The following is a 24,013-nucleotide window of genomic DNA, read 5'->3' on the forward strand; positions in this document are numbered from 1 at the left end:
CAGAAATTTGTAAAGCTGTCCGCATGACCCAGGTGCAGAGTGAGACCGGCGTCCTGGCCGGTGACGAGCGGATGCTGATCGACGGCGAGTTGCAGACCACCGCCAGTGGCGCGACGTTCGACGTCATCCATCCGGCCAGCGAAGAGGTGGCCGGCAGGGCGACCGACGGCACCGTCGAGGACATGGCCCGCGCGGTGGGTGCGGCCCGGCGCGCCTTCGACGAGACCGACTGGTCCCGCGACCTCGAATTCCGCTACCACTGCCTGACTCAGCTCCACGAAGCTCTCGAACGCAACAAGGAACGGCTGCGGCGCATCCTGATCACCGAGGTCGGCTGCCCGGTGACGGTGACCGGCAGCCAGATCGAGAGTCCGATCGAGGAGGTCAAGCACTGGGCCGAGCACGGCAAGGCGTTCGACTACCTAGTCGACAACGGCGTACACGACACGCCGCTGGGGCCCGCTCGCCGCAAGATCCATTACGAGCCCGTCGGCGTCGTCGGCGCGATCACGCCGTGGAACGTGCCGTTCTACCTCAACGTCGCCGAGACCGTGCCCGCGCTGATGGCGGGGAACACCGTCGTGCTCAAACCCGCACAGCTGACCCCGTGGTCGGGCAGCGAGTACGGGCGCATCGTCGCCGAGGAGACCGACATCCCGGCCGGGGTGTTCAACGTCGTGGTGTCCAACGCCAACGAGGTCGGCGCGGCGCTGTCGGCCGATCCGCGGGTCGACATGATCACGTTCACCGGGTCGACCGCGACCGGGCGGGCGATCCTGGCGGCCGGCGCGCCGACGGTGAAGAAGACGCTGCTTGAGCTGGGCGGAAAGTCGGCCCACATCGTGCTCGACGACGCCGATTTCAACTCCGCGCTGCCGATGGCCGCGATGATGGCGTGCGTGATGAGCGGCCAGTCCTGCATCCTGCCCAGCCGGATCCTGTTGCCGCGCAGCCGCTATGACGAGGGCATCGAGATGCTCAAGGCGATGATGGAAGGCTTCCCGGTCGGCGACCCCTGGACGCCGGGCAACATGCAGGGCCCGCAGATCAGCGAGACGCAACGTCAGAAGGTGCTCGGCCTGATCAAGAGCGGCGTCGACTCCGGCGCGCGGCTGGTCACCGGCGGCGGCATCCCGGAGAACCTGCCGACCGGCTACTACACCCAGCCCACCCTGCTCGCCGATGTCGACCCGAATTCGCAAGTGGCGCAGGAGGAGATCTTCGGCCCCGTGCTCACGGTCACGCCCTACGACACCGACGACGAGGCGATCGCGATCGCCAACAACTCGATCTACGGGCTGTCCGGCGAGGTGTCCTCCGGCGACGTGGACCGCGCGTTCGAGGTCGCCAAGCGCATGCGCACCGGCAACGTGACGATCAACGGCAAGAGCCACTTCGGAATCGGCAGCCCGTTCGGCGGCACCAAGCAATCCGGGTTGGGCTACCGCAACGGCGAAGAGGGGTACAAGGAGTACCTGGAGGCCAAGACGATCGGCATGCCGGAGTGAGCGACGAGGCCGACATCGCCCGGCTGCTGTACCGCTACGCCCGCGCCGTCGACACCAAGGACTGGGACCTGTACCGCTCGGTGTTCACCGACGACGCGGTGATCGACTACTCGTCGGCCGGCATCCCGCCGGGTTCGCGCGACGAGATCGCCGAACTGTTCAGCTCGGCGTTCACCGCGATCCCGTGGAGCATGCACTACATCACCAACATCGAAGCCGACATCTCCGGAGACACCGCCGAGGTCCGGGCGATGTTCTACAACCCGATCCAGCTTCCGGGGATGGCCGAGCAGAGTTCGTGTGGCGGTTACTACTTCCACCAACTGGTGCGCACGGCCGACGGGTGGCGCAGCCGCCATCTGCGCGAGGACAACGTCTGGTTCATCAACCGGCCGGGAGCCGATTGACGTCGAGACCGACGTTTTGGCGGAAATCCGCGCGCGAAATCCGCCAAAGCGTCGGTCTCGGCGCAACGAGAGCTCAGCTCTGGGCCGCCAACTGGCCGCAGGCGGCGGCGATCTCGCGGCCGCGGGTGTCGCGCACCGTGCATGAGACGCCGCGCTCGCGCACCCGCCGGACGAACTCGCGCTCGACGGGCTTGGGACTGGCGTCCCACTCGCTGCCGGGCGTGGGGTTGAGCGGGATGAGGTTGACGTGCGCCAGCGGTCCCAGCGCGGCGTGCAGCTTCTTGCCCAAAAGGTCTGCGCGCCAGGGCTGGTCGTTGACGTCGCGGATCAGCGCGTACTCGATCGACACGCGCCGCCCGGTCACGTCGGCGTAGTACCGCGCCGCGTCGAGCACTTCGGACACCTTCCACCGGTTGTTCACCGGGACGAGCGTGTCGCGCAGTTCGTCGTCGGGGGTGTGCAGTGACAGCGCCAGCGTCACACCGAGCCGTTCGTCGGCGAGCTTGCGGATGGCCGGCGCCAGCCCGACGGTCGACACCGTGACCGAGCGCGCCGAGATGCCGAAGCCGTTGGGCGCGGGCGCGATGATCCGCCGCACGGCGGCCAGCACCCGGTTGTAGTTGGCCAGCGGCTCCCCCATGCCCATGAACACGATGTTCGACAACCTGCCGCCGCGGGCCGCGGGCGCGATCCCGTCGCCGTCGCGGTCGCGCAGTTCCACCGCCGCGGCCCGCACCTGTTCGAGGATCTCGGCCGTCGACAGGTTGCGCTTGAGCCCGCCCTGGCCCGTCGCGCAGAAGGGACACGCCATTCCACACCCGGCCTGCGAGGAGATGCAGACGGTGTTGCGCTGCGGATAGCGCATCAGGACCGACTCGAACGTCGTGCCGTCGACCGCGCGCCACAGCATCTTGCGCGTCTCCCCGGCGTCGGTCTCGATCTCGCGGACCGCGTCGAGCAGCGTCGGGAACAGCGCGTCGGCGACCTGGTCGCGCACGCCCGCGGGCAGATCGGTCATCTGGTGCGGATCGGCGATCAGCCTGCCGTAGTACTGGTTGGCCAGCTGTTTGGCACGGAACTTCGGCAGCCCGAGGTCCGCGACGGCAGCGACGCGACCCGCTTCGTCGAGGTCGGCGAGATGCCGCGGCGGCATCGCGCGGCGCGGCGGGTCGAAGACGAGGGGCAAGGACGTGGGCATGTGAACCCAGTATCCCACTTCCGGCGGGGTCGAAATTAATTCGCCAACGGAGACGTTGGTCGCCACCATGGGACCCGTGCCCCGCCCGTCCATGCCGCTGCGCACCGCGGCGCCGCTGACGTTCTTCTATGCGTTGGGCTATCCCATTGGTGCGCTTGCTGTTTCAGTCATGTCGCCGATGGCGGTGCTGGTGTTCAGATTCGGTCTGGCCGCCGCCATCCTGTCGGCATGGGCCGCGGCCGCGCGAGTGAAATGGCCCACAGGACGAACGCTGGTGCATGTGCTCATCAGTGGGTTGCTCGCCCAGGGTGTGCTGTTCTCGTGCCTGTACCTGGCGCTGCTGCACGGCGCGCCCGCAGTACTCGGCGCCGTGATCATCTCGATGAATCCCGTGGTCACCGCGGTGTTGGCGGCGATGTTCCTCGGCGAGGGCATGACGCCGGCCCGAGTGGGCGCGTTGGCGTTGGGCGTCGCGGCAGTGCTCGCGGCATGCGCGGGACGGTTGATTGCGGTCGGCGGAGTCGATGCGGCGGTGCTGCTGATCCTGGTGTCCTTGTTCGCGGTGGCCGCGGGCGGCGTCTACCAGCAGAAGTTCTGCTCAGGAGTCGATTTCCGCGCAACGGCGGCGCTGCAGAACGCCGCGTGCGTGCTGCCCATCGCCGTGCTGGCCGCCGTCACGCCGTGGTCGGTGACCGATCCGTGGAAGGCCGCAGCCACCGTCGCGGCGGTGGTGCTGTTGAACGCCGTGCTGTCGATGACGCTCTACGTGCGCGGGATCAACGAATACGGCGCCGCGACCGTCGCCATGCTGTTCACCGTCATCCCCGCGGTCGCCGGGCTGTTGTCGTGGGTCATGCTCGGCCAGCGGCCCGACGTCGGCGTCGCGGTCGGCCTGGCCGTCGGCGCCGCGGCGTGCTGGCTCAACGGCACCGATGCACGACGGCGCCGTCAAGATGACCGTGATGCCTGCGGTTCCCACGCCGTGATGCGCGGCAGCCATCGCGGCACATTGCGCCGGTAGGTCGTGTACTCCTCACCGAAGCGTTCGGCCAGATGCGGCTCCTCCCACACCTGAATGAAGGTCGTGAGCATCACGAAAAACGTTGCGGCCCATAGTAACATCCATCCCGACGCCGCGATCGCCGCCTCGCCGAGCAGGATCGCGACGACACCGCTGATCATCGGGTTGCGGACATGCCGATACGGCCCGTGCACCACCAGGTTGACCGGCTGGCCCATCACCTCGCCCACGCCGAGCGTGCCCTTGCCCACCCGGTCGAACAGGTACACCGTCCACAGCAGCATCCCCACGCCGCCGGCGACCAACAGGCACCCGACGAGCAGCAGACCGATGGTCGACGGCGAGTCGTACGCGGGCAGTCGGATGTCGGCCCAGGCCACGATCAGCGCCGGGATGAACACCGTCATCGTCACGGGCGCGACGAGAAACGACAGCGCGTGGCGCCACCACAGCCGACGGTTGCGTGTCTCGGTCATCGGATCCTCCTTTTCATCAACAGGCGTTGAACAATCGACGCTACGCCCGCGGACAGCCATACATCAACGCGTGTTGAAGTATTCTGGGCCGGTGACCGAGAAGAAGCGGGCGGGCCGGTGGCGCACTGGACAGGAGAGCAAACAACGCATCGTGGACGCGGCGCGAAAGACCTTCATGCGCGACGGATACGAGGGCGCCACGGTGCGCCGGATCGCCGCCTACGCGGGTGTCGATGTCGCGATGGTGTACTACTTCTTCGGCAACAAGGAGGGGCTCTTCGGCGCCTCCGTGCTCACCGGGCCGCAACACCCGCTGTTTCAGGCCGACGCGCTCCTCGACGAGGGCACCGACGACATCGGCCGCCGACTGGTGCGCCGCTTCCTCGAGCGCTGGGACGAAGGCGGCGCGTTCGAACCTCTGCTGACGTTGTGGCGGTCGGCGGCGATACAACCCATGGCGCGCAAGGTGTTACACGACGCGCTCGCCGGCCCGATGGCGAAGCGCGTCGCCGCCGAGTTCGGTGTCGACGACGCCGAGCTGCGGGTCGAACTCGTGGCCAGCCATCTGATGGGGTTGGCCTTCGCGCGCTATCAACTCAAGATCGAACCGATGGCGTCCACGTCCATCGACGACCTGGTGGCGTTCGTCGGCCCGACCGTCGAGCGCTATCTGACCGGCCCGGCGCCGGGCTAGGCCAACAGCGTCAACACGATCCAGCCCGCCACCGCCGACGGCAGCATCGCGTCGATGCGGTCCATGATCCCGCCGTGACCCGGCAGCAGCGCGCCCATGTCCTTGATCCCGAGCTCACGCTTGACCTGCGACTCGACCAGGTCACCCAGCACGCCGGTGATCACCAGCATCAGCCCGAGCGGCACCCCGACCCACGCCGGCTTGTCCATGAAGAACGTCACCGACACCACAGCGGCGGCGATGCCGAACACCATCGAGCCGCCCAGGCCCTCCCAGGACTTCTTCGGGCTGATCGCCGGCGCCATCAGGTGTCGGCCGAACAGCACACCGGCGACGTATCCGCCGATGTCGGCGAAGACGACCGTCGCGATCACCGTGAAGACGCGGCCGCCGCCGTGGTCCTGGAAAATCAGGAGCGCGGTGAACCCGGCGAACAGCGGCACCCAGGTCGCCAGCAGGACCGATGCGGAGATGTCGCGCAGGTAGTTCACCGGCTGCTGACGCAGGCCGCGGCCGACGAGCCGCCACACCATGCACACGACGATCGTGCCGCCGTACGCGCCGAGCAGACCGGCCGGTCCGAAGGGCCAGGTCAGCCAGATCATCGCCTGGCCGCCGAGCAGCAGCGGGATCGCGGGCAGGTCGTAGCCGGCCTCCCGCAGCCGGCGGATCACCTCGTGGGTGGCGATCGGGATGAAGAACGCCAGCACCGGCAGCCAGCCGATCGGCGCGAAGAGCAGCGTGCCGATCGCCACGCCGCCGAGCAGGACGCCGACGCCGATCGCCGCGGGTAGGTCGCGACCCGCCCGCGATTTCTTCTTGGGCGGTTCGTCGACCGGCGTCTCTGCCACAGGACTCGAGTGCTGTTCGGTCACTAGACCTCCAGCAGCTCGCCTTCTTTGTGCTTGACCAGCTCGTCGATCTGGCCGGTGTAGTTGGCGGTGGCCTTGTCGAGGTCCTTCTCCGCGCGGGCGACCTCGTCTTCACCCGCCTCGCCGTCCTTCTTGATGCGGTGCAGTTCCTCCATCGCTTTACGACGGATGTTGCGCACCGACACCTTCGCGTCCTCGCCCTTGGCCTTGGCCTGCTTGACCAGGTCACGGCGGCGTTCCTCGGTCAGCTGCGGGATGGCCACGCGGATGACGTTGCCGTCGTTGGTCGGGTTCACGCCCAGGTCGGAGTTGCGGATCGCGTCCTCGATGTTGCGCAGCTGGTTGGCCTCGTACGGCTTGATGACGACCAGGCGCGCCTCGGGCACGTTGATGCTGGACAGCTGCGTGATCGGGGTGGCCGAGCCGTAGTAGTCGACGTGAACACGCGCGAACATGCCCGGATTCGCCCGCCCGGTGCGGATCGCGCCCAGGTCGTCGCGGGCCACCGACACCGCCTTCTCCATCTTCTCCTCGGCGTCGAAGAGGGTCTCGTCGATCACGCTCGTTCTCCCGTCGCTTACGTTCGCCCGATTTCCGGGTCAGGTGGTGACCAGTGTTCCGATCTTCTCACCCGCGACCGCTCGCGCGATATTGCCGTCGGTGAGCAGGTTGAACACCAGGATCGGCATGCCGTTGTCCATGCACAGGCTGAACGCGGTGGCGTCGGCCACCTTCAGGCCGCGGTCGATGACCTCGCGGTGGCTGATCGCGGTCAGCAGTTCGGCGTCGGGGTGCTCGCGCGGGTCGGCGGTGAACACGCCGTCGACGGCCTTGGCCATCAGCACCACCTCCGCGCCGATCTCCAGCGCGCGCTGTGCGGCGGTCGTGTCGGTGGAGAAGTACGGCAGCCCCATGCCGGCCCCGAAGATCACCACGCGGCCCTTCTCCAGGTGGCGGACCGCGCGCAGCGGGATGTACGGCTCGGCGACCTGGCCCATCGCGATCGCGGTCTGCACCCGTGTCGCGATGCCCTCCTTCTCCAGAAAGTCCTGCAGCGCCAGGCTGTTCATCACGGTGCCGAGCATGCCCATGTAGTCGCTGCGGGTCCGTTCCATCCCGCGCTGCTGCAGTTGAGCCCCGCGGAAGAAATTGCCGCCGCCGATCACGACGGCGACCTGCACCCCGCTGCGCACCACCTCGGCGATCTGGCGCGCCACCTGGTGCACGACGTCGGGGTCGAGCCCGACCGCGCCGCCGCCGAACATCTCCCCGCCGAGTTTGAGCAGCACCCGGCGGTAGGGCCGGTTCGAATCGCGGGAGACCTTGCCGTTCGGATCGGAAGTTGCCTGGCCGGTGACACTGGAATCCGCCATCCGACTCCTTCGGGTCTCGCTGAGATTTTCCTCATCCTGCCTCATGGCGCAGCGGTTCGCGGCCAAGGGGGTGAGAGAACCGGCGAGTCGGCTACCCCAGGTGGGCGGACAGCAGCCAGGCAGGCACGGACTTGCGTCCGTTGGGCTCGTCGCGGACGTCCTCGAACGGCATCGGCGCGTCGAAGTTGGGGGGCAGGTTGGCGTGGATGCGGGCGGGCCGGATCTCGTCGATCACCCAGTACTTGGACACCACGTCGCGCAGCTCGTCCTCGGTGACGGGGTTGGCGGGCCCTTCGGGCAGCTTGTTGCGGTCGAACACCAACACGAAGTACGACGCGCCGGGCGCGGCCGCGCGCACGATCGATTGCTGGTAGCCCTCGCGCAGTTCCACCGGCATCGAGTGGAACAGCGTGCTGTCGACGATCGTGCCGAACCGGCCGTCGTAGCCGGTGAACGAGCTGATGTCGGCCACCTCGAAGCTCGTGGTGGTCAGACCGCGCCGCTGCGCCTCGGCACGGGCCATCTCGATCGGCGTCGGCGACATGTCCAGCCCGACGGTGGTGAAGCCGCGCTCGGCCAAATACATCGACGTTGCCGCCTCGCCGCAGCCGGCGTCGAGCACGTCACCGTGGAACTTGCCGGCGTCGATCAGCGCGCGGATCTCCGGTTGCGGCTCGCCGATGCTCCACGGCGGGCGGTTTCCCAGGCCCATCTCCTCGGCCTCGCCACGGTAGGCACTTTCGAACATCTCGTCATGATCAGTCATCACTCGTTGATATCAACGTGGTTGATATATGTCAACATACTTGACATGAACGAATCGCTCGAGGACAAGCCGTTGGGCTTCCTGCTGTCGCGGGTCGCGAACGCCCTGCGCGCGGAGGTCACCGCGACGGTCCTCGAACCGCTGGGCGTGACGTTCCCGCAATACCTCTGCATGCGGATCCTCTCGCAGCACGAGGGCCGGTCCAACGCCGAACTCGCCCGCGACTTCAACGTCTCTCCGCAGGCGATGAACGTGGTGCTGCGTGGCCTCGAGGAGCGCGGACTGGTGGCCCGGCCCGCCACCGTCGCCTCCGGCCGGTCGCTGCCCGCGCGCATCACCCGCGACGGCACGGAACTGTTGAAGCGCACCGATTCCGGTGTCCGCGCGGCCGAGCGCAGCCTGATGGCCAACCTCACGGCGCGGCAGCAGCAGGAGTTCAAGAAGATCCTGGCGGCCCTCGGCACCGACTGAAGTCTGCGAGACTACGCACCATGAAGATCGTGCTGGCCCCGGACTCGTTCAAGGAGTCGATGACCGCGTCGGAGGCGGTCGCCGCGATGCGCGCCGGGGTCGAGGCGGTGCTGCCGGACGCCGAGGTCGTCGGTGTGCCGATGGCCGACGGCGGCGAAGGCACCGTCGAGGCCGTGGTCGACGCGCTGCACGGGCAATACGTCGAGGCGCAGGTCGCCGACGCGCTGGGCCGCAGGGTGACCGCCCGCTACGGTCATGTGCCGCTGCGGGCCTTGGCCGTCATCGAGATGGCCGCCGCCGCCGGACTCGAACGCATCGCCCCGGGTGGGCGGGATGCGCTGCGCGCCAGCACCTTCGGTGTCGGACAGCTGATCTCGTCGGCGCTCGACCGCGGGGCCGAGGACTTCCTGATCGGGCTGGGCGGCTCAGCCACCAACGACGGCGGGACCGGGATGCTCACCGCGCTGGGCGTACGGTTCCTCGACGCCGACGGCAACCCGCTCGAACCCGGCGGCGCCGCGCTGGAACGCCTCGACCGCATCGACACCACCGGCCTGGATCCGCGCCTGCGCGAGGTGCGGATCCGCGTCGCCTCCGACGTCACCGCTCCCCTGCTCGGCCCCACCGGCGCCAGCGCGGTGTTCGGGCCGCAGAAAGGCGCCAGCCCCGCCGACGTCGACCGGCTCGACGCGGCGCTGGCGCGGCTGGCACAGGTCACGGCGGCCACGTTGGGCGGCGCGCAGCCGCAGCGTCCCGGTGCCGGCGCGGCCGGCGGCATGGGCTTCGCGCTGGTCGAGTTCCTGGGCGCCACAAGCGAACCCGGGGTCAATGAGGTCGCGGCCACAGTGAACCTGGAGCGGGCGCTGCACGGCGCCGACTGGGTGTTCACCGGCGAGGGCAGCGTCGACGCCCAGACCGTGATGGGCAAGACACCGTTCGGCGTCGCGCAAGCCGCACACCGCGCGGGCGCCCGGGTGGTGATCTTCGCCGGGCGGGTCGCCCCGGACGCCTCGGTGCTACTCGACCACGGCGTGCACCGCCTGGTGGCGATCACCCCCGACGGCACCCCGCTCGAGCAGGCGCTGCGTGAAGGCGCCGCATCGCTGAGCAGGGCGACCGCCGAGGTGTGCCGCGAGATCGCCTGAGCGTCAGTGGTGGTGGCACGCCTTCGGCGGTGACGGCGGAAAGTCGAGCGCGGGGTTGCCGTCGAAGAAGCCGACCGGCTTGAGGTGAAAACCCGTGTACGCGCATGGCATCACCGGCCAGTCCTCCGGGCGCACCACGTGGTGGGCCCCGACCGTGTACCACAGCACGACGTCGGTGTTCTCCAGCGGCGCGTCGTCCTCGAGATACACGGGCAGGCCCTGCATCTCGGCGGACTGGTACATGTAGTCACCCGCGGCGTACTTCTCGGCGGGGTCGTACTTGGTCACCCACAGGTTGTGCTGGACGAACCGCGCGCGGTCGTAGATGTAGGAGCCCTCCTGCACCATCACCGGCACGACGTCGCGCGGGGTGAGCTTGTAGGCCACCGGATTGCCGACCTCGTTGCGCTTGTTCGGGTTGGTGATCTTCCAGTACCGCCCCGTCGACCAGTCCCAGTCACGCGCACCCGCCGCCTCGGATGCCACCAGCGTGTCGCGGGTGATCCAGGCGTTGTGGTGCGGGTTCAGGGCCGGATCGGGTTCGGGAACGGAATCCACCTCGTACACGCTGTTGCCGGCACCGTCGATGCTCATGTCGAGGCGGAAGTTGAAGAAGTGCTGGTGGTTCGGCCCGTAGATGTTCGGCGCCACCAGCTTTCCCCACCGGGGCTCCTCACCGTCGAGCACCGCACCGGTGGTCAACACACCGGACAGCTTGACCTCGACCTCCATCGAGGCGTCGTTGTAGAAGTACCAGAAAAAGCCGTACTCGTAGTTGCCGACGGTGCAGATCATCGAGATCACCAGCCGCCGCGAGCGGCGCACCTCGACCTCCCCGGTGCGGAAGTCGGTGTGCTTCCACGAGATCCCGAAGTCCTCCTCGTGCATGCAGATCGCGTTGGGAATGGTCACCGGGTTACCCGACGAGTCGTTGAGCGTCGCGTCGAAGTAGTGGATCTCACCGAGACAGTCGCAGCCCAGCGTCAGCGGGTTGGCGCTGAATCCCATGCCCACTTCACCCATGTCGAACACGTTCTTGTTCCAGTGGGTCGGTGAGGAGTCGCCGTAGGGCACCACCATCTCCGACAGCGACGCCCGGTAGATCAGCGGCCGGGTCTCACCGCGGTCGGTGTAGGTGATCTCGTGCAGCGTGATGCCCTCGCGGGCATTGAATCCCAGCCGCATCGACCACTTCTGCCACTCGACCTTCCAGCCGTCGACGGTGAAGCTGGGGCCCTCGGGCTGGGTGATCTCGATCGGCTTGACGTCGGGGCGGAACTCGGTGAACGCCGGGCGGTTGTTCTCGTCGAACATGAACCGCTCGGTGTAGTTGCCTGCCGTCGGGGGCAGCGGCACCGTGCCGTGGTCCTCGACGTCGATGACCTCCATGGCGTCCAGGTTGAACGTCACGATCAGCCCCTCGACCGGGCGCGCGTAGCCGTGCTCGCCCGGCGCGGACCGCACGAACGTCAGCGGCCGGCACACCAGCGGCGAGTCGTCGTAGTGGTCCTGCGGGCCGTAGTAGCCGGCCGGCCACGGATCGATCATCGCCAGGTCGAAGTCGGTGACGCCGCGTTTGCGCATGGCCTCCTGCCAGCGGGGGTCTTCGCGGACCTTCTCCTCGACGCCGGTCATCCACTCCACCAGGTACGACGGGAACTTGCCCGGAATCGGGGTCCACGAGGTGATCAGCCGCGCTCGGACGTCGACGGTGGCCTCGTAGAGCATCTTGGCGCCCGGGTCGTACATCGTGACGAACGCCTCGCGCGGCACGTCGTCGTCGCTGGTGAAGGTGAGCGCCGCCGGTTTCGCCGGCTCGGCCAGCTGGATCATCACGAAACGCAGGGTGGGCGTGGCGTATTCGGATTCCCCGATGACGGTGGCCGCGGTGACGATCTCGGCGCCCGTCAGCGGGTCGAGCGGGTAGCCGGCGGCGTCGGTGGTGTCCGTGGCGGGCACGGTGCTTTCCATCGTCATTTGGTGTCGTCCTTCAGGTCGAGTACTGCCAGATGTGCGAGTGCGTCTTCTTGGGAGACCTTGTGCGCGGACCGCCTGCCGAAGACGTAGACGACCAGGCCCAGCGCGAACATGCCGAGGCTGATGCCGCCGACCCAGGTCATCCAGTTCGCGGTGGACACGTCGATCCAGGGGGTGACGAACGAGTAGTAGACGCCGCCGATCGTGCCGAGAGTACCGACGATGACGGTGATCCACACCCCGACCATTCCGCCCGGGATCCGCCAGAACTGTTCTGTGGCATAGCGATCCGCATACTTCTTGCGGGCGATGATGACCGGGAACAGGAAGAAGAAGCCGGACAGCAGCCAGACGGTCGACAACCCGCCCTGCAGGTAGATCGTGACGTTGGCCATGCTGCTCTGCGAGTACAGCCCCACCAGGATCAGCGAGGAGATCACACCCTGGATCAGGATGGCCGTCACCGGGTTGCGGGTGCGCGGGTTGAGGTGGGTGAAGATGCGGGGCAGATGACGCTCCAGGCCGGAGACGAAGATCAGCCGCGAATACGCCACCTGGTAGGTCATCAGCGCGACGATGATGATGCCGGCCAGCACAACCGCACAGATCTCCATCAGCCCGGGAAACCCTGCGACGTCGAGCATTCCGATGATCCCGGTGACGGGGTCGATCTCGTCGCCGGGCAGCGCCATCATCGTGCCGAGCGTGGTCAGCAGGTAGATCGCGACCAGCGCAACCGAGCCCCACAGGATCATCCGGGGACCGCTCTTGCGCACCGACAGGAACTCGGCGCCCATGTTGTACGGGGTCTCCACGCCCAGCAGATACAGCAGCACCGTGCCGTAGAGGAAGCCGGCGGCGGCGAAGTTCGGCACCGTGGCGTCGTGCCAGCTGAACGGTGTCGCCGAACCGTGTTCACCGGCATAGAGCAGTCCGCAGATGAATATCGTCAGCGTCAGCGCGCAGTAGACGACGAAGACGATGTTCATGATCCGTTGGTTGGCGGCGAGTTTGGCCAGCGCCAGCCCGATCACCGTCCACAGGATCACCAGTTGCAGGATGATGCTGGTCATCAGGCCGAGTTCGGCGTGGAACGCCAGCAGCAGGAACTGCAGCACGACCGCCGGTGAGGAGGCGGCGTTGAGGATCACCGGCACCCACGACAGGTATCCGCCGATGAAACCCCAGGTCTCCCCCATCGTCCGGTACGCCCAGATGTAGACGCCACCCTGACCGGGCCACAGGTTGCCCAGTTCGACCACGGCCATGCCCGCCGGGATCAGGAAGGTCAGGATGCCCAGCACCCACATCGGGATCGCGGTCCAGCCGCCGGAGGCCATCACCGACGAGCCGGTGACCCAGCAGATGATGAAGACGTAGGCGGCGGTCAGCCCGAACGTGCTCATCACCTTCGGCAGGATCTGCTCGGGGACGAGCTCGGTGGTCATGAGTTTGTCGCGGCCGGCCACCGGCGCGGAGCTGCTGGGCGGGGCCGCTTCTGCTTGTGTCATATGTTGTCTCCAAGCGGTTCAGTTGACGATCTGTCCGTCTTTCATCCGGACGACACGGCTCGCTTCGTCGGCCACCGTGGGGTCGTGGGTGCTGGCGACCACGGTGACGCCCATGGTCGAGCACAGGTCGCGCAGCATGCGCACCACCGTCTCCCCCGTGCGGTGGTCGAGATTGGCTGTCGGTTCGTCGGCGAGCACCAGCGTCGGGCTGCTGATCAGTGAGCGCGCGATCGCGGTGCGCTGCTGCTCGCCGCCGGACATCTTGGTGGGCTGATGGTGCACGCGGTGCGCCAGGCCGACGAGCTCGAGAAGTTCGACCGCTCTGGCGCGCAACGCCTTCCGGTCGTACGGCTCGAACATCAGCGGCAGTTCGACATTCTCGACCGCCGACAGGAACGGGATCAGGTTGTAGCTCTGGAAGATGAAGCCGATGGTGTCGTGACGCAGCGCGGCGTACTGGCTCTCGGTCAGCGACGCGGTGTCGGTGCCCGCGATCTTCACGGTGCCCTTGGTGGGCCGATCCAATCCGCCGATGATGTTGAGCAGGGTGGACTTGCCGCTGCCGCTCGGTCCCATCAGGCAGACGAATTCGCTGGGCATCACCTGCAGTTCGGCGGCGACCAGCGCCTTGACGACCTCGTCGCCGAGCTTGTGCAGTTTCCACACGTCAGAGATGTCGATCACCGGGGCCGGACCGTCGGCGGCGGGTACGACGTCGGTGCTGTCTTCGAGAGCGGTCATCGTCAGCCTCCTGCGGTCAGGGAACGGATCGGCGGCTTGGACGCCGCGGTGTAGGTGGGCACGATGCTGGTGGCCAGCGCCGCGGCCACGCTCACCCCCACCGCGACCGCGACACCGGCCAGCAGGCCGCCACCCGAGACGCCGGTGGCGACCAGTCCTGTTGCGCCCAGCACGGTTACGCACACCGCGGCCAGACCGGCACCGGCGAGCGCGCCGGCGACGGCGGCGATCACCGGTTCGACCAGCAGCGCGGCGACCACCGGCCGGCGCGGCACTCCGTTGGCGCCCAGGACCCCGAGTTCGCGGGTGCGGTGCGCGACGGTGCGGGTGGTCGCGACCGCGACCTCCACGACGCCGACCAGCAGCACGGTGATGGCGATCAGCAGCACCGCGCGCCCGATCTCCTCGGCGTGGCCGAGCGAGGCCGACTGCGCGCGGATCCCGTCGGCCATCCCGAACACCACGACCACCAGGAAGGCACCCGTCGCGGTGGTGACAGCCGGCAGCAGCAACTCGCGGAGCCGGCGGCGGGTCGCGAGCCACCCGTAGGACAGTCCCTTGGTCAACATCAGGTTGCCTCCAGAAGGGCGACCGGCCGTTGCTGCAGCAGCCGGTGCACCGGTATCAGGGCGCCGACGATCGCCATCGCCGGCAGGAACGCCGCGACCATCCCGGCCGCCTGCAGCCAGGCGGTCGGCGTGGCGATGCCCGGGATCACCAGCGCCACAGCGCAACCGGCACCCAGCACGCCGACGACGTAGGCGGCGATGAACACGATCGCCGATTCGACGAGGAAGAAGTACAGGACCTCGTCGGCCAGCCCGATGCTCGACATGATGCCGAACTCGCGTCGCCGTTCGTGGACGGCGGCGAGGAACGACGACACCGCGATCACGAAGCCGAGGCCCAGACCGATCGTCGAGATCAGCCCGAGCGTCGAACTGGTCACCTTGCCGGAGAACAGCGCGGAGAACTTCTGCTCGAAGCTGAGCGGGCTGCTGCCGCCGACGGTGTCGTAGATCAGCCCGCGACCGTGCGGGTCGGGTTGCTGCGACGGATCGGCCGTCGAAGCGAGACCGACGGCGGAGCCGAAGGTCTGGGCGATGTCGCGGCGCTTCTCGTCGCCCGGCGGCGCCCACACCGTCCACCAGCCGTTGGCGCCGACGACGGCCGCAGCGACCGGTGTGGCGACCGTGACCGACTGACCGGCGCCGTCGACGCGCACGACCAGTGTGCGCCCGCCGATGCTGACCGGGTCGCCCGGGCGCACGCCGGTGCGGTCGACGACCGCGGATCCGAAGACAGCTTCGCCGGGTGGAGTTGCCTCGTTGCCGCGCAACGAGATCCGGTGTCCGTCGAATTCGGTGACACCGGACAGTGTGCGGACGGCGGTCCACCCGGCGGGCACGTCGAGGTCGGGCGCGGGCCCGTCGGCGACGAGGGCTTCGGCGTTGCTGTCGTAGTGCACGCCCGCGGCGGGGACGACCCACAGCTGGGCGTCGCTGAGCACGTCGGTCACCGAATCGGCGCCGGTGATCGCGAAACTCGCCGAAATCGTGCGCACCACGGTGACACAGGCGATCGCGAGCGCGATGCCGATGACAGAGAGCAGGAACCGCTCTGGACGTCGCCGAATGTTCGCCAGCGCGAACCGGACGAGGCACAGGAACGTGTTGCCGGATGCGGTGGCGATCGCCGGTGATCGAACGGTTGTGGGTGCGCTACTGACCTGACTGGTCTCCACGAGAAGGAATCGTCAGACCGCCAGGTTTCACCTACAGCAGCGCGCAGTGTCTCCTGCGTTAACTCACAACCGTTTCCGTTACGGCGCTGTATCCCGCCGCCCCCCGCCGGCCGGACGCATCACCTCGTCGAGCGCCACGGTGACGCGAAAACCGCACAGCACCAGGATGTGCAGGAGATACAGCCACAGCGCCAGCGCCGAGACCGCACCGACGATCGGCAGCCCGCCGAACGGCGCCGACCACGGAATCGGGATCGCCAGGAACAGCACGAAACCCTGCAGGAACCCGGCCAGGATCGCGCCGGTGTTGAACGCGCCGATCAGCACCGGCCGCCAGGCCAACCGGCCGGGGCCGATCAACGCGAACACGCCGACCAGCGCCGTCGACACCGTCAGCCAGACGACGTGGAAGGCCACCACGATTCCCCACATCAACGCCCAGCCGCCCCGGTCGTACAGCGGGCCGACGTAGGGCGCCGACGCCAACACCGCCAGCACCAGAAACGGTGCGACCGCCGCGACCCCGAGCAGGCCGGCCCGGCCGCGCCAACCGGTGAGAGTGTCGGGCGCAGAGGACATCTGGACGAACGCGCGGCGCAGCCCCTCGCCGTACAGGCTGGCCGGGAACAGCACCACCAGCGCCTGCAGCCACGACATCGACAGCGCCACCGACGTCAGCGTGCGCAGCGCCTCGGGGGTGCCGTGCCCGTCGGGCAGCCCGCCGATCGCCGCGTCCATCGCCCGGGTGACGGCGTCGTGGCCGACCAGGGCGCCGACGGCCCACAACGACGCCAACGCCAGCGGCGCGATCCCGATGATGCCGAAGAACGTCGCGCCCGCCGCCCACAGCGACAGGTCGCTGCCCGGGAACGTGCGGCGGACCTCGGTCGCCAGTCGGCGGGCCCGGCTCACCGCGACCTCCCACCGAGCGACGCCCGCTGCTGGCAGGCTGAGGCCGTGAGCCGAGCACCCGGGGCCGACGACGACGGCTGGTCGGCGCTGCACGACGGCGTCGAACCGTCGGCGGTGGTCCGCGGCTGGCTGAGGATGGTCCGCGCGTTGGCCGCCGGGCCCGTGCTGCGCATTCCTCCCGATGTGTTGTCGGTGACCGGGGTCGCGGCACTGGCGGGCGCGCTCGCCGTGGTCGCCGGGCCGGGCCGGCCGTGGCTGGCGGTGCCGCTGATCGTCGCGGCCGGGGTGCTCGACGGCCTGGACGGCGCGGTCGCGCTGCGCACCGGCCGGGCCCGACCGCTGGGCGCCGTCGTCGACGCGGTGGCCGACCGGATCGGTGATCTGCTGCTCGGCGCCGTGCTGCTGGCGCTCGGAGCTCCGGCGGCGTGGGTGGTCGCGGCGGTGACCCTCGTCCTGCTGCACGAGTATCTGCGCTCACGCGCCCAGGCGGCGGGCATGCCGGGCGTCGGCGCGGTGACGGTCGCCGAACGGCCGACCCGGTTGATCGTCGTCGCGATGGCCGCCGGCGGCGCGGCGGCGTTCCCGGCCGGGCTTCCGGTGCTCGGCTGGAACTGGGGGGCGACGTTCGCGATCACGTGGACCGGAATCGGGGTCGTCGGCCTGGCGCAGCTGATGGTCGGGGTGCGCCGGTCGATACCGCCGCGGTTTCCGCCGGCCCGATGAGCCCGGCGACGATCTCTGCCGACATCAGCACCAGCGGGATGCCGCCGCCGGGATGCGCGGAACCGCCGACGAGATACAGCCCCGGCAGGTGCCCGCGGTTGGCGGGCCTGCGCAGCGCGGCCCGCGGTCCATGGGACGCCGTGCCGTAGATCGCTCCTCCCGGCGCACCGGTGCGGCGCTCGAGGTCGGCGGGAGTGATGGTGTCGGCGAACCGGACCCGGTCCCGGACGTCGGCGCCGCGCTCGGCGAGCAGGTCCAGCACCCGCCGGGTGTACCGCTCGCGCAGCCCGGGGGCGTCCCAGTCGACGCCGCCGGCGGGGTCGTGGGCGGGCGCATTGACGAGCACGAACCAACCCTCGCAGTCGTCGCCGGGCCGCAACGCCGGGTCGTCGGGCGCGTGCACGTAGATGGTCGGGTCGGGCACCGGGTGCGGTGCGCTGCCGAAGATCGCGTCGAACTCGGCGTCGTAGTCGCGGGGGAAGTAGATGCGGTGCGCGGCACCGGGCCGCCGCCCGGACAGGCCGAGCAGCAGCACGAAGCCGGCCATCGACGGGGACCGGCCGCGCAGTCGGCGCCGGGCGCCGGCGGGCAGCAGCCGCTCGTAGAGCACGGTCGCGTCGGCATTGCTGACCACCGCGTCGGCGGCGACCTCGACGCCGTCGACCCGGACCCCGGTCGCCCGACCGCCCGCCACCGTGACCGCCTCGACCGTCGCGCCGGTGCGGATCTGCACCCCGAGGTCACCGCAGCGGTGCGCGACGGCGTCGACGATGCGGCGCAACCCGCCCGGCACGTACCAGGCGCCGAACTCCTGCTCCACGAACGACGTCACCGACAGCACCGCCGGCGTGCGGCGCGGATCCGACCCGGAGTAGGTGGCATACCGGTTGAGCCACAACCGCATTCGCGGGTCAGGCAGAAGCCGGCGGGCCAGCCCGTCGATCGTTCGCCACGGGGCGACCGCCGTCAGGTCGGCCGGTCGCGCGCTCATCCGCGCCAGCGCGGCCAGCGACACCGGGCGCCGCAGCACCGGTTCGCCGACCAGCTCCCACAGCCGCTCCGAGCGCGCGTGCAGCCGCGACCACGCCTCCCCCGCGCCGGGACCGAACGCCGCGTCGAACGCCGCGGGCGCCCGCGACCGGTCGAACGGCAACTCGAGCGTCGTGCCGTCGGCGAAGGTGTAGACGCACGCCGGGTCGACCGGCGTGAGCGGCAGTGCGGCGGGGCCGCCCGTGTCGGCGAACAACTGCTCCAGCACCGCGGGCATGGTGAGCAGCGACGGCCCGGTGTCGAAGGTGAACCCGTCGCGCTCGATCACCCCGAGTTTCCCGCCGACGGTGCCCGCGCTCTCGAAGACCGTGACGCGATGACCGGCGGCACCGAGCCGCGCGGCGGCCGCGAGACCACCGAGCCCCGCGCCGATCACCACCACGTGGCTCATACCGGCCTGCCCTTCCACTGCAGAGCACCGCGCCGCCGCCCCGACCACGACGACGCCAACAGCCCGAGCAACGTCAGCACCGACACCGGATGCGCGACGCCGTCCCACCACCGGCCGCACCACGGCGCCGCCAAGATCCGACCCACCACGGCCGCCGAGTACCCGAGCGCGCCGACCCGCGAACCCGTCACCGCCGCGGCCGCGGGCAGGACGTAGACGACGGCGAGCGCCGCACCGACCGCGACCGCGCCGACCGGGGAGCCGAACGCCGCCCACAGCGACTTGCGGTACCCGTCGCGCAGTTCCCGGCCGCTGGCGTACATCCGGCATGTCGCCAGCCGCGAGCCGTCGGCCAGCCCGGTGCGGCCGCCGGACGTCCGCACGGCCCGCGCCAGCGAGATGTCGTCGAGGACCGCACCGGCCACCGACCGCCAGCCGCCGGCGCGGGCCAGCGCATCGGCCTCGACGAGCAGGAACTGGCCGTTGGCCGCCGCCATCGACGGCCGCCGCGACCGCTCGGCGAGCCGCAGCGGCAGCGTGGTCAGCCACGACCACGCCAGCAGCGGCTGCACCAGCCGGGCCGCGGCCCCGGAGGTGATCTGGCGGGGCCACGGGCTGAGCAGGTCCAGCGGGCGCGGTCCGCGCAGCACCGCGACGGCAGCGGCCACCGCGTGCGGGGCGAGCACGACGTCGGCGTCGACGAACACCAGGATCTCGCCGCGGGCCGCGGCGGCCAGCTGGGCGCAGGCGTGCGGTTTTCCGAGCCAGCCCGGCGGCGGCTCGGCGCCGGTGAGCACGGTGACGCGCGGGTCGGATCCGGCGGCGGCGCGCACGACGTCGGCGGTGCCGTCGGTGGACCCGTCGTCGAGCACCACGATCTCGGCGTCGGACAGGCCGCGCTGCGCCAACAGCGAGCGGATCGTCGGCGCGATGCGGTGCGCCTCGTCGCGGGCCGGGACCAGGATCGACACACCCGCGGTGACCGGCGGCGGGTGCTCGGGCGGGCGCCGCAGCAGGCACAGGTTGACGATCTGGTGGGCCGTGCCCGCGCAGGCAAGTGTCGAACCGGTGACGACGAGTGCGCGCAGGGTTTCGGCAACGCGCGCAGGGGGCACCTTGCAAACTCTACGAAGTCGCACCCGGACCGCCCGGTGCAGGCGTCGTCCCGACAGCGGAGGTACCAGAACTGTGGCGCTGGCCATGCCCGTCGCGCCGGTGCGCGGCACCGTCGTGGTCTGGGCGCTGGTGTCGGCCGCCATCCTGGTGCAGATCGCCTACCCGCTGATGCCTGAGGCCGCGCGCACGACGGTGACGGTGGCCAGCGTCGTGGTGTTCTTCGTCGCGGCGGTCGCCGACGCCGCCCGTGTGCACGGCGCGGCAGGCGCCGGGGTCCTGATCGTGGTGGCCGGCGGCGGCGGTCTGCTCGCCGAGGCGGTCGGCGTGGCGACGGGGTGGCCGTTCGGGCACTACGCCTACACCGGGACGCTGGGTCCCGAACTGTTCGGCGTGCCGGTCGTCGTCCCGCTGGCCTGGGCGATGATGGCCTGGCCCGCGCTGGTGGTGGCCAGGACGCTGGCGGTGCGCGGTGTGGCGGTCGTCGCGCTGGGCGCCGTGGCGCTGACGGCGTGGGACGTCTTCCTGGACCCGCAGATGGTCGCGGCCGGCCACTGGACGTGGTTCGACAGCCTGCCGGGCCTGCCGTTGATACCCGGCATCCCGTGGACGAATTACCTTGGCTGGCTGATGGTTTCGGTGGTGATCATGGCGACACTGAACCGGATGCTGCGCCGGGAGGGGGCACCGTCGGCGCCCGCCGCCGCGCTGTACCTGTGGGTGTACTTCTCCTCGGTGCTCGGGCACGCGGTGTTCTTCGGCCTGCCGGGGTCCGCGCTGATCGGCGGCGTGCTGATGGGTGCGGTCGCGGTGCCGTTCGCGGTCGCGCTGAGCCGGCGTCGCCGCGACTTCGCGGCGGTGCCCGGATGAGCGGCGGACGGGCCGCACCCGGCCGGATGCGGCCGCGGCGGCTCGTCGAACCCGATCCCCTGGCGCCGCGGGACGTCGCGCCGGGCGCCCGTGCGGTCGTCGTCGGCGGCGGTATCGCCGGCATCTCGGCGGCGGTCGTGCTGGCCGAACGCGGGGTGTCCGTCACGGTGCTCGAGGCGGCCGAGCACCTCGGCGGGCGGCTGGGTGCATGGCCGGAACGCCTGCCCGACGGCTCTGAGCAGAACATCGAGCACGGCTTCCACGCCTTCTTCCGCCACTACTACACGTGGCGGTCGGTGCTGCGCCGCGTCGACGCCGACCTGTCGTTTCTCGCACCGGTGCCGAGCTACCCGGTCATCTCGGCGCGGTGGCCGGACGAGAACCTCGCCGGCCTGCCCGCCGCGCCGCCGTTCAACCTGCTGGCGCTGGCGCTGCGGTCGAAGAGCCTGAGCCGGCGCGACCTGACCGGGGCGGACCCCGACGCCGGCCGGGCACTGCTGGCCTATGACCGGGCGACCACGGTGGCCGAACTCGACACCGTCGACGCCGCCACGTTTCTCAACAAGCTGGGCATGTCCGAGCGCACCCGCAGCATGCTGTTCGAGGCGTTCGCACGGTCGTTCTTCTGCAACCAGGGCGAGTTGTCGGCGGCCGAGCTGGTGGCGATGTTCCACTACTACTTCCTCGGCAATCCGGAGGGCATCGGGTTCGACGTGCCCACCACCGACCACGCCACCGCGATCTGGAATCCGCTGCGCGACTACCTGATCGGCCTCGGCGCCGATGTGCGCACCGCCACCGCGGCCACCGCTGTCGAACCGGACGGGCAGGGGTGGCGGGTCAGCACCGCAGCCGGGGACCTCGTCGCGCGCGATGTGGTGCTCGCGGTCGATCCCGGCGCGCTGCGCACGGTGGTCGCGGGCTCCCCCGCGCTGGCGGCGGCCGCCCCGCTGCTGACTTCGCGCTGCGAAACGCTTACCGTCGCACCACCGTTCGCGGTCAGCAGGCTGTGGTTGGACCGCGACGTGGCGCCCGGGCGCGCACCGTTCAGCGCCGTCACAGGGCAGCCGACGCTCGACTCGGTGGCCGTGTACTCACGGCTCGAAGAGCCCAGCGCGCAGTGGGCCCGCACAACCGGCGGCTCGGTGATCGAATTGCATTCGTACGCTTGCCGATTGGACGATGTGGACGCGGCGGCGCGGGCGTTGCGCGACGAACTCGCGGTGTTGTGGCCGGAGACCGCGCACGCCGGCGTCGTGCACGAGCGCCACCGGCTGGAGGCGACGGCGCCCGCGTTCCCGCCGGGGTCGACGGGCACGCGGCCGGGCGTGCGCAGCGACGCCCGCGGCCTGCGGGTGGCCGGCGACTTCGTCGAATTGCCGTTCCTCGCCGGGCTGATGGAACGGTCGGCGATGTCGGGGGTGTTGGCGGCCAACGACATCCTGGCCGAGCTGGGCGCGGCCGCCGAACCCGTCATGGGCATCCCGCAGCGCGGCCTGCTCGCCGGCGTCCCGCGTGTGCGCTGAACCGCGCGAGCAGACGTGAAATCCCCCTTCTCTGCCGCATTTTTGGGGGTGTTCGCGTCTGCTCGGCAGTGGAAATCAGTCCTGGATGCGCCGCCAGGGGCGGGCTTCCTCCAGCTCGTAGGCCAGGTGCAGCAGCCGCTTCTCCTGGCCGAGCGGCGCGGCGAACATCATGCCGACCGGCAGCCCGGACGCCGATTCGGCCAGCGGCAGCGAGATCGCCGGTTCGCCGGTGGCGTTCTGCAGCGGGGTGAATGCCACCCAGTCGACGAGCCGCTCGATGATCTGCTCGTAGTCCTGCGTCGGGTCGAGATGCCCGATGCGCGGCGGGGTGTCGGCGAGCGTCGGCATCAGCACCGCGTCGAAGGTGGCGGTCAGTCGGGCGGTGATCCGCCGGACCCGTGACAGCCGCGCGATCGCTACCGGCAGCTTGTGCAGGTTGCGCGCCGCGTGGCGCTCCAGGCCCAGCGTCAGGTTGTCGAGCCGCCCGCGGTCGAAACTCGGTCCGACGGTGCGGCGGCCGCCGCGCACGAGGGCGAACGCCAGAAACGACCAGTACAGCAGGAAGTCGTTCATGAAGTGTGCGGGCACCGGGTTGTGGATCGTCTCGACCTTGTGGCCCAGTTCCTCGAGCAGCGCCGCGTTTTTCATCGTCAGCTCGCGGATCTCCGGGCTGGCCTCGCGCGCAATGGATTGCGTGCAGACCGCGATGCGCAACCGCTGCGCCCCCGGGCCGGTGACGTCGCCGACGGCGGGCAGCCGCGGATTGGCGTGCACGCGCTCGGCCTCGCGGAAGAACGCCGCGGTGTCGCGCACCGAACGGGTGACGGCGCCGTTGGCGACGATGCGCACCGGCATCGCCCGCATGTCCTTGTCCAGCGGCAGCCGGCCGCGCGACGGCTTGAGGCCGACAAGGCCGTTGCAGGAGGCCGGGATTCGGATCGACCCGCCGCCGTCGTTGGCGTGTGCGATGGGCACCACTCCGGCGGCGACGAACGCGCCTGAACCCGATGACGACGCGCCGGCGGTGTACTCCGGGTTCCACGGGTTGCGCACGGCGCCGAGGCGCGGGTGTTCGGCCGACGCGCTGAAGCCGTACTCCGATAGTTGCGTCTTGCCCAGCGGCGCAAGGCCGGTCGCGAGGAACGACCGTGCGAAGTCGCCGTCGGCGCGTTCGGGCCGCGGTGTCCACGCGTCGGTCCCGCTCATCGTCGGCATGCCGGCGACGGCGACGTTGTCCTTGAGGAACGACGGCACGCCGTCGAAGTAGCCGCCGTACGGGCGGGGCGCGGCGGCGCGAGCCCTGGCGCGGTCGAACGCTTCATACGCCAGGCCGTTGAGGGTCGGGTTGACCGCCTCGGTGCGGGCGATCGCGGCCTCGACGAGTTCGGCCCGCGACACCTGGCCCGCTCGCAGCGCCTCCACCAGCCCGACCGCGTCGAGGTCACCGAGGGCGTCGTCGCCGAAGGCACTTATCCGTGTCATGCCGATGACGGTACCAAGTCGTACCGCCGCTGCCCCCAGAAA

Annotated in this window: 24 protein-coding genes; 9 read left to right on the plus strand and 15 right to left on the minus strand. The window is 70.0% G+C overall.

Annotated features, from left to right (window positions below; genetic code table 11):
• Positions 1-23: 23 nt before the first annotated feature.
• Both BLW81_RS24390 and BLW81_RS24395 read left to right on the plus strand, forming a co-directional pair.
• Complete coding sequence (locus BLW81_RS24390) at positions 24-1,508, plus strand: aldehyde dehydrogenase family protein (protein ID WP_083409420.1); 1,485 nt, start codon at positions 24-26, stop codon at positions 1,506-1,508.
• Positions 1,505-1,915, plus strand: a complete 411-nt coding sequence (locus BLW81_RS24395; protein WP_173839672.1) for a nuclear transport factor 2 family protein — start codon at positions 1,505-1,507, stop codon at positions 1,913-1,915. The genes BLW81_RS24390 and BLW81_RS24395 overlap by 4 nt, the downstream gene beginning before the upstream one ends.
• Before the next feature lie 73 nt (positions 1,916-1,988).
• Here the strand turns inward: BLW81_RS24395 and rlmN are convergent, their stop codons facing one another.
• Positions 1,989-3,113 carry a dual-specificity RNA methyltransferase RlmN gene (rlmN, locus tag BLW81_RS24400; protein WP_083409422.1) on the minus strand — a complete coding sequence of 375 codons (1,125 nt, stop codon included), beginning with the start codon at positions 3,111-3,113 and terminating at the stop codon, positions 1,989-1,991.
• A gap of 67 nt (positions 3,114-3,180) precedes the next feature.
• Here rlmN and BLW81_RS24405 point away from each other — a divergent pair, with 67 nt between their 5' ends.
• The gene (locus BLW81_RS24405) at positions 3,181-4,134 is read left to right on the plus strand and encodes a DMT family transporter (RefSeq protein WP_235632082.1); all 954 of its coding nucleotides are present in this window, start codon (positions 3,181-3,183) and stop codon (positions 4,132-4,134) included.
• Here the strand turns inward: BLW81_RS24405 and BLW81_RS24410 are convergent.
• Positions 4,062-4,610 carry a methyltransferase family protein gene (locus BLW81_RS24410; protein WP_083410785.1) on the minus strand — a complete coding sequence of 183 codons (549 nt, stop codon included), beginning with the start codon at positions 4,608-4,610 and terminating at the stop codon, positions 4,062-4,064. The two genes, BLW81_RS24405 and BLW81_RS24410, sit on opposite strands and share 73 nt — an antisense overlap.
• Before the next feature lie 91 nt (positions 4,611-4,701).
• Here BLW81_RS24410 and BLW81_RS24415 point away from each other — a divergent pair, with 91 nt between their 5' ends.
• The gene (locus BLW81_RS24415) at positions 4,702-5,304 is read left to right on the plus strand and encodes a TetR/AcrR family transcriptional regulator (protein ID WP_162277410.1); all 603 of its coding nucleotides are present in this window, start codon (positions 4,702-4,704) and stop codon (positions 5,302-5,304) included.
• On the opposite strand, the gene BLW81_RS24420 is transcribed toward BLW81_RS24415, so the two are convergent.
• The 4 genes from BLW81_RS24420 to BLW81_RS24435 all read right to left on the minus strand — a co-directional run bounded on the left by BLW81_RS24420 (position 5,301) and on the right by BLW81_RS24435 (position 8,315).
• Positions 5,301-6,179 (minus strand): phosphatidate cytidylyltransferase, encoded by an 879-nt coding sequence (locus BLW81_RS24420; RefSeq protein ID WP_083409424.1) that lies wholly within the window; start codon positions 6,177-6,179, stop codon positions 5,301-5,303. The genes BLW81_RS24415 and BLW81_RS24420 overlap by 4 nt on opposite strands.
• Entirely contained in the window at positions 6,179-6,736 is a 558-nt protein-coding gene (gene frr, locus BLW81_RS24425) for a ribosome recycling factor (RefSeq protein ID WP_083409425.1), read from the minus strand. The genes BLW81_RS24420 and frr overlap by 1 nt, the downstream gene beginning before the upstream one ends.
• A 39-nt stretch (positions 6,737-6,775) precedes the next feature.
• Complete coding sequence (pyrH, locus tag BLW81_RS24430; protein WP_083409426.1) at positions 6,776-7,549, minus strand: UMP kinase; 774 nt, start codon at positions 7,547-7,549, stop codon at positions 6,776-6,778.
• 91 nt (positions 7,550-7,640) lie between these two features.
• A complete protein-coding gene (locus BLW81_RS24435; protein ID WP_083409427.1) occupies positions 7,641-8,315 on the minus strand; it encodes a class I SAM-dependent methyltransferase in 675 nt (224 codons plus the stop codon).
• Positions 8,316-8,360: 45 nt separating this feature from the next.
• Here BLW81_RS24435 and BLW81_RS24440 point away from each other — a divergent pair, with 45 nt between their 5' ends.
• The gene (locus BLW81_RS24440) at positions 8,361-8,786 is read left to right on the plus strand and encodes a MarR family winged helix-turn-helix transcriptional regulator (RefSeq protein WP_083409428.1); all 426 of its coding nucleotides are present in this window, start codon (positions 8,361-8,363) and stop codon (positions 8,784-8,786) included.
• A gap of 20 nt (positions 8,787-8,806) precedes the next feature.
• Positions 8,807-9,931, plus strand: a complete 1,125-nt coding sequence (locus tag BLW81_RS24445) for a glycerate kinase (protein WP_083409429.1) — start codon at positions 8,807-8,809, stop codon at positions 9,929-9,931.
• 3 nt (positions 9,932-9,934) lie between these two features.
• On the opposite strand, the gene BLW81_RS24450 is transcribed toward BLW81_RS24445, so the two are convergent.
• From BLW81_RS24450 to BLW81_RS29500, 6 genes are all read right to left on the minus strand, one after another.
• Complete coding sequence (locus BLW81_RS24450; protein ID WP_083409430.1) at positions 9,935-11,908, minus strand: primary-amine oxidase; 1,974 nt, start codon at positions 11,906-11,908, stop codon at positions 9,935-9,937.
• Positions 11,905-13,419 (minus strand): APC family permease, encoded by a 1,515-nt coding sequence (locus BLW81_RS24455; protein ID WP_083409431.1) that lies wholly within the window; start codon positions 13,417-13,419, stop codon positions 11,905-11,907. The genes BLW81_RS24450 and BLW81_RS24455 overlap by 4 nt, the downstream gene beginning before the upstream one ends.
• A gap of 18 nt (positions 13,420-13,437) precedes the next feature.
• Positions 13,438-14,160: an ABC transporter ATP-binding protein gene (locus BLW81_RS24460; RefSeq protein ID WP_083409432.1), complete on the minus strand. Its 723-nt coding sequence runs from the start codon at positions 14,158-14,160 to the stop codon at positions 13,438-13,440.
• Between the two features lie 2 nt (positions 14,161-14,162).
• A complete protein-coding gene (locus BLW81_RS24465; RefSeq protein ID WP_083409433.1) occupies positions 14,163-14,729 on the minus strand; it encodes an FtsX-like permease family protein in 567 nt (188 codons plus the stop codon).
• On the minus strand, positions 14,729-15,904 hold the full coding sequence (locus tag BLW81_RS24470; protein ID WP_083409434.1) for an FtsX-like permease family protein: 1,176 nt from the start codon (positions 15,902-15,904) through the stop codon (positions 14,729-14,731). Before BLW81_RS24470 ends, BLW81_RS24465 begins: the two co-directional genes overlap by 1 nt.
• A 78-nt stretch (positions 15,905-15,982) precedes the next feature.
• Positions 15,983-16,816 carry a YihY/virulence factor BrkB family protein gene (locus BLW81_RS29500; RefSeq protein WP_157897824.1) on the minus strand — a complete coding sequence of 278 codons (834 nt, stop codon included), beginning with the start codon at positions 16,814-16,816 and terminating at the stop codon, positions 15,983-15,985.
• Between the two features lie 45 nt (positions 16,817-16,861).
• Here BLW81_RS29500 and BLW81_RS24480 point away from each other — a divergent pair, with 45 nt between their 5' ends.
• A complete protein-coding gene (locus tag BLW81_RS24480; RefSeq protein WP_197680340.1) occupies positions 16,862-17,539 on the plus strand; it encodes a CDP-alcohol phosphatidyltransferase family protein in 678 nt (225 codons plus the stop codon).
• Here BLW81_RS24480 and BLW81_RS24485 read toward each other — a convergent pair.
• Both BLW81_RS24485 and BLW81_RS24490 read right to left on the minus strand, forming a co-directional pair.
• Positions 17,448-18,980: a phytoene desaturase family protein gene (locus BLW81_RS24485; RefSeq protein ID WP_083410787.1), complete on the minus strand. Its 1,533-nt coding sequence runs from the start codon at positions 18,978-18,980 to the stop codon at positions 17,448-17,450. The genes BLW81_RS24480 and BLW81_RS24485 overlap by 92 nt on opposite strands.
• The gene (locus BLW81_RS24490) at positions 18,977-20,095 is read right to left on the minus strand and encodes a glycosyltransferase family 2 protein (protein WP_235632083.1); all 1,119 of its coding nucleotides are present in this window, start codon (positions 20,093-20,095) and stop codon (positions 18,977-18,979) included. Before BLW81_RS24490 ends, BLW81_RS24485 begins: the two co-directional genes overlap by 4 nt.
• A 73-nt stretch (positions 20,096-20,168) precedes the next feature.
• Between BLW81_RS24490 and BLW81_RS24495 the strand changes: the two genes are divergently transcribed.
• Both BLW81_RS24495 and BLW81_RS24500 read left to right on the plus strand, forming a co-directional pair.
• The gene (locus BLW81_RS24495; RefSeq protein WP_235632084.1) at positions 20,169-20,963 is read left to right on the plus strand and encodes a carotenoid biosynthesis protein; all 795 of its coding nucleotides are present in this window, start codon (positions 20,169-20,171) and stop codon (positions 20,961-20,963) included.
• On the plus strand, positions 20,960-22,489 hold the full coding sequence (locus BLW81_RS24500) for an FAD-dependent oxidoreductase (RefSeq protein WP_083409438.1): 1,530 nt from the start codon (positions 20,960-20,962) through the stop codon (positions 22,487-22,489). Before BLW81_RS24495 ends, BLW81_RS24500 begins: the two co-directional genes overlap by 4 nt.
• 75 nt (positions 22,490-22,564) lie before the next feature.
• Here BLW81_RS24500 and BLW81_RS24505 read toward each other — a convergent pair whose 3' ends face one another.
• On the minus strand, positions 22,565-23,971 hold the full coding sequence (locus BLW81_RS24505) for an amidase (protein ID WP_083409439.1): 1,407 nt from the start codon (positions 23,969-23,971) through the stop codon (positions 22,565-22,567).
• Positions 23,972-24,013: the final 42 nt, after the last annotated feature.

This window comes from Mycolicibacterium rutilum (assembly GCF_900108565.1).
GTDB classification, from domain to species: Bacteria; Actinomycetota; Actinomycetes; order Mycobacteriales; family Mycobacteriaceae; genus Mycobacterium; species Mycobacterium rutilum.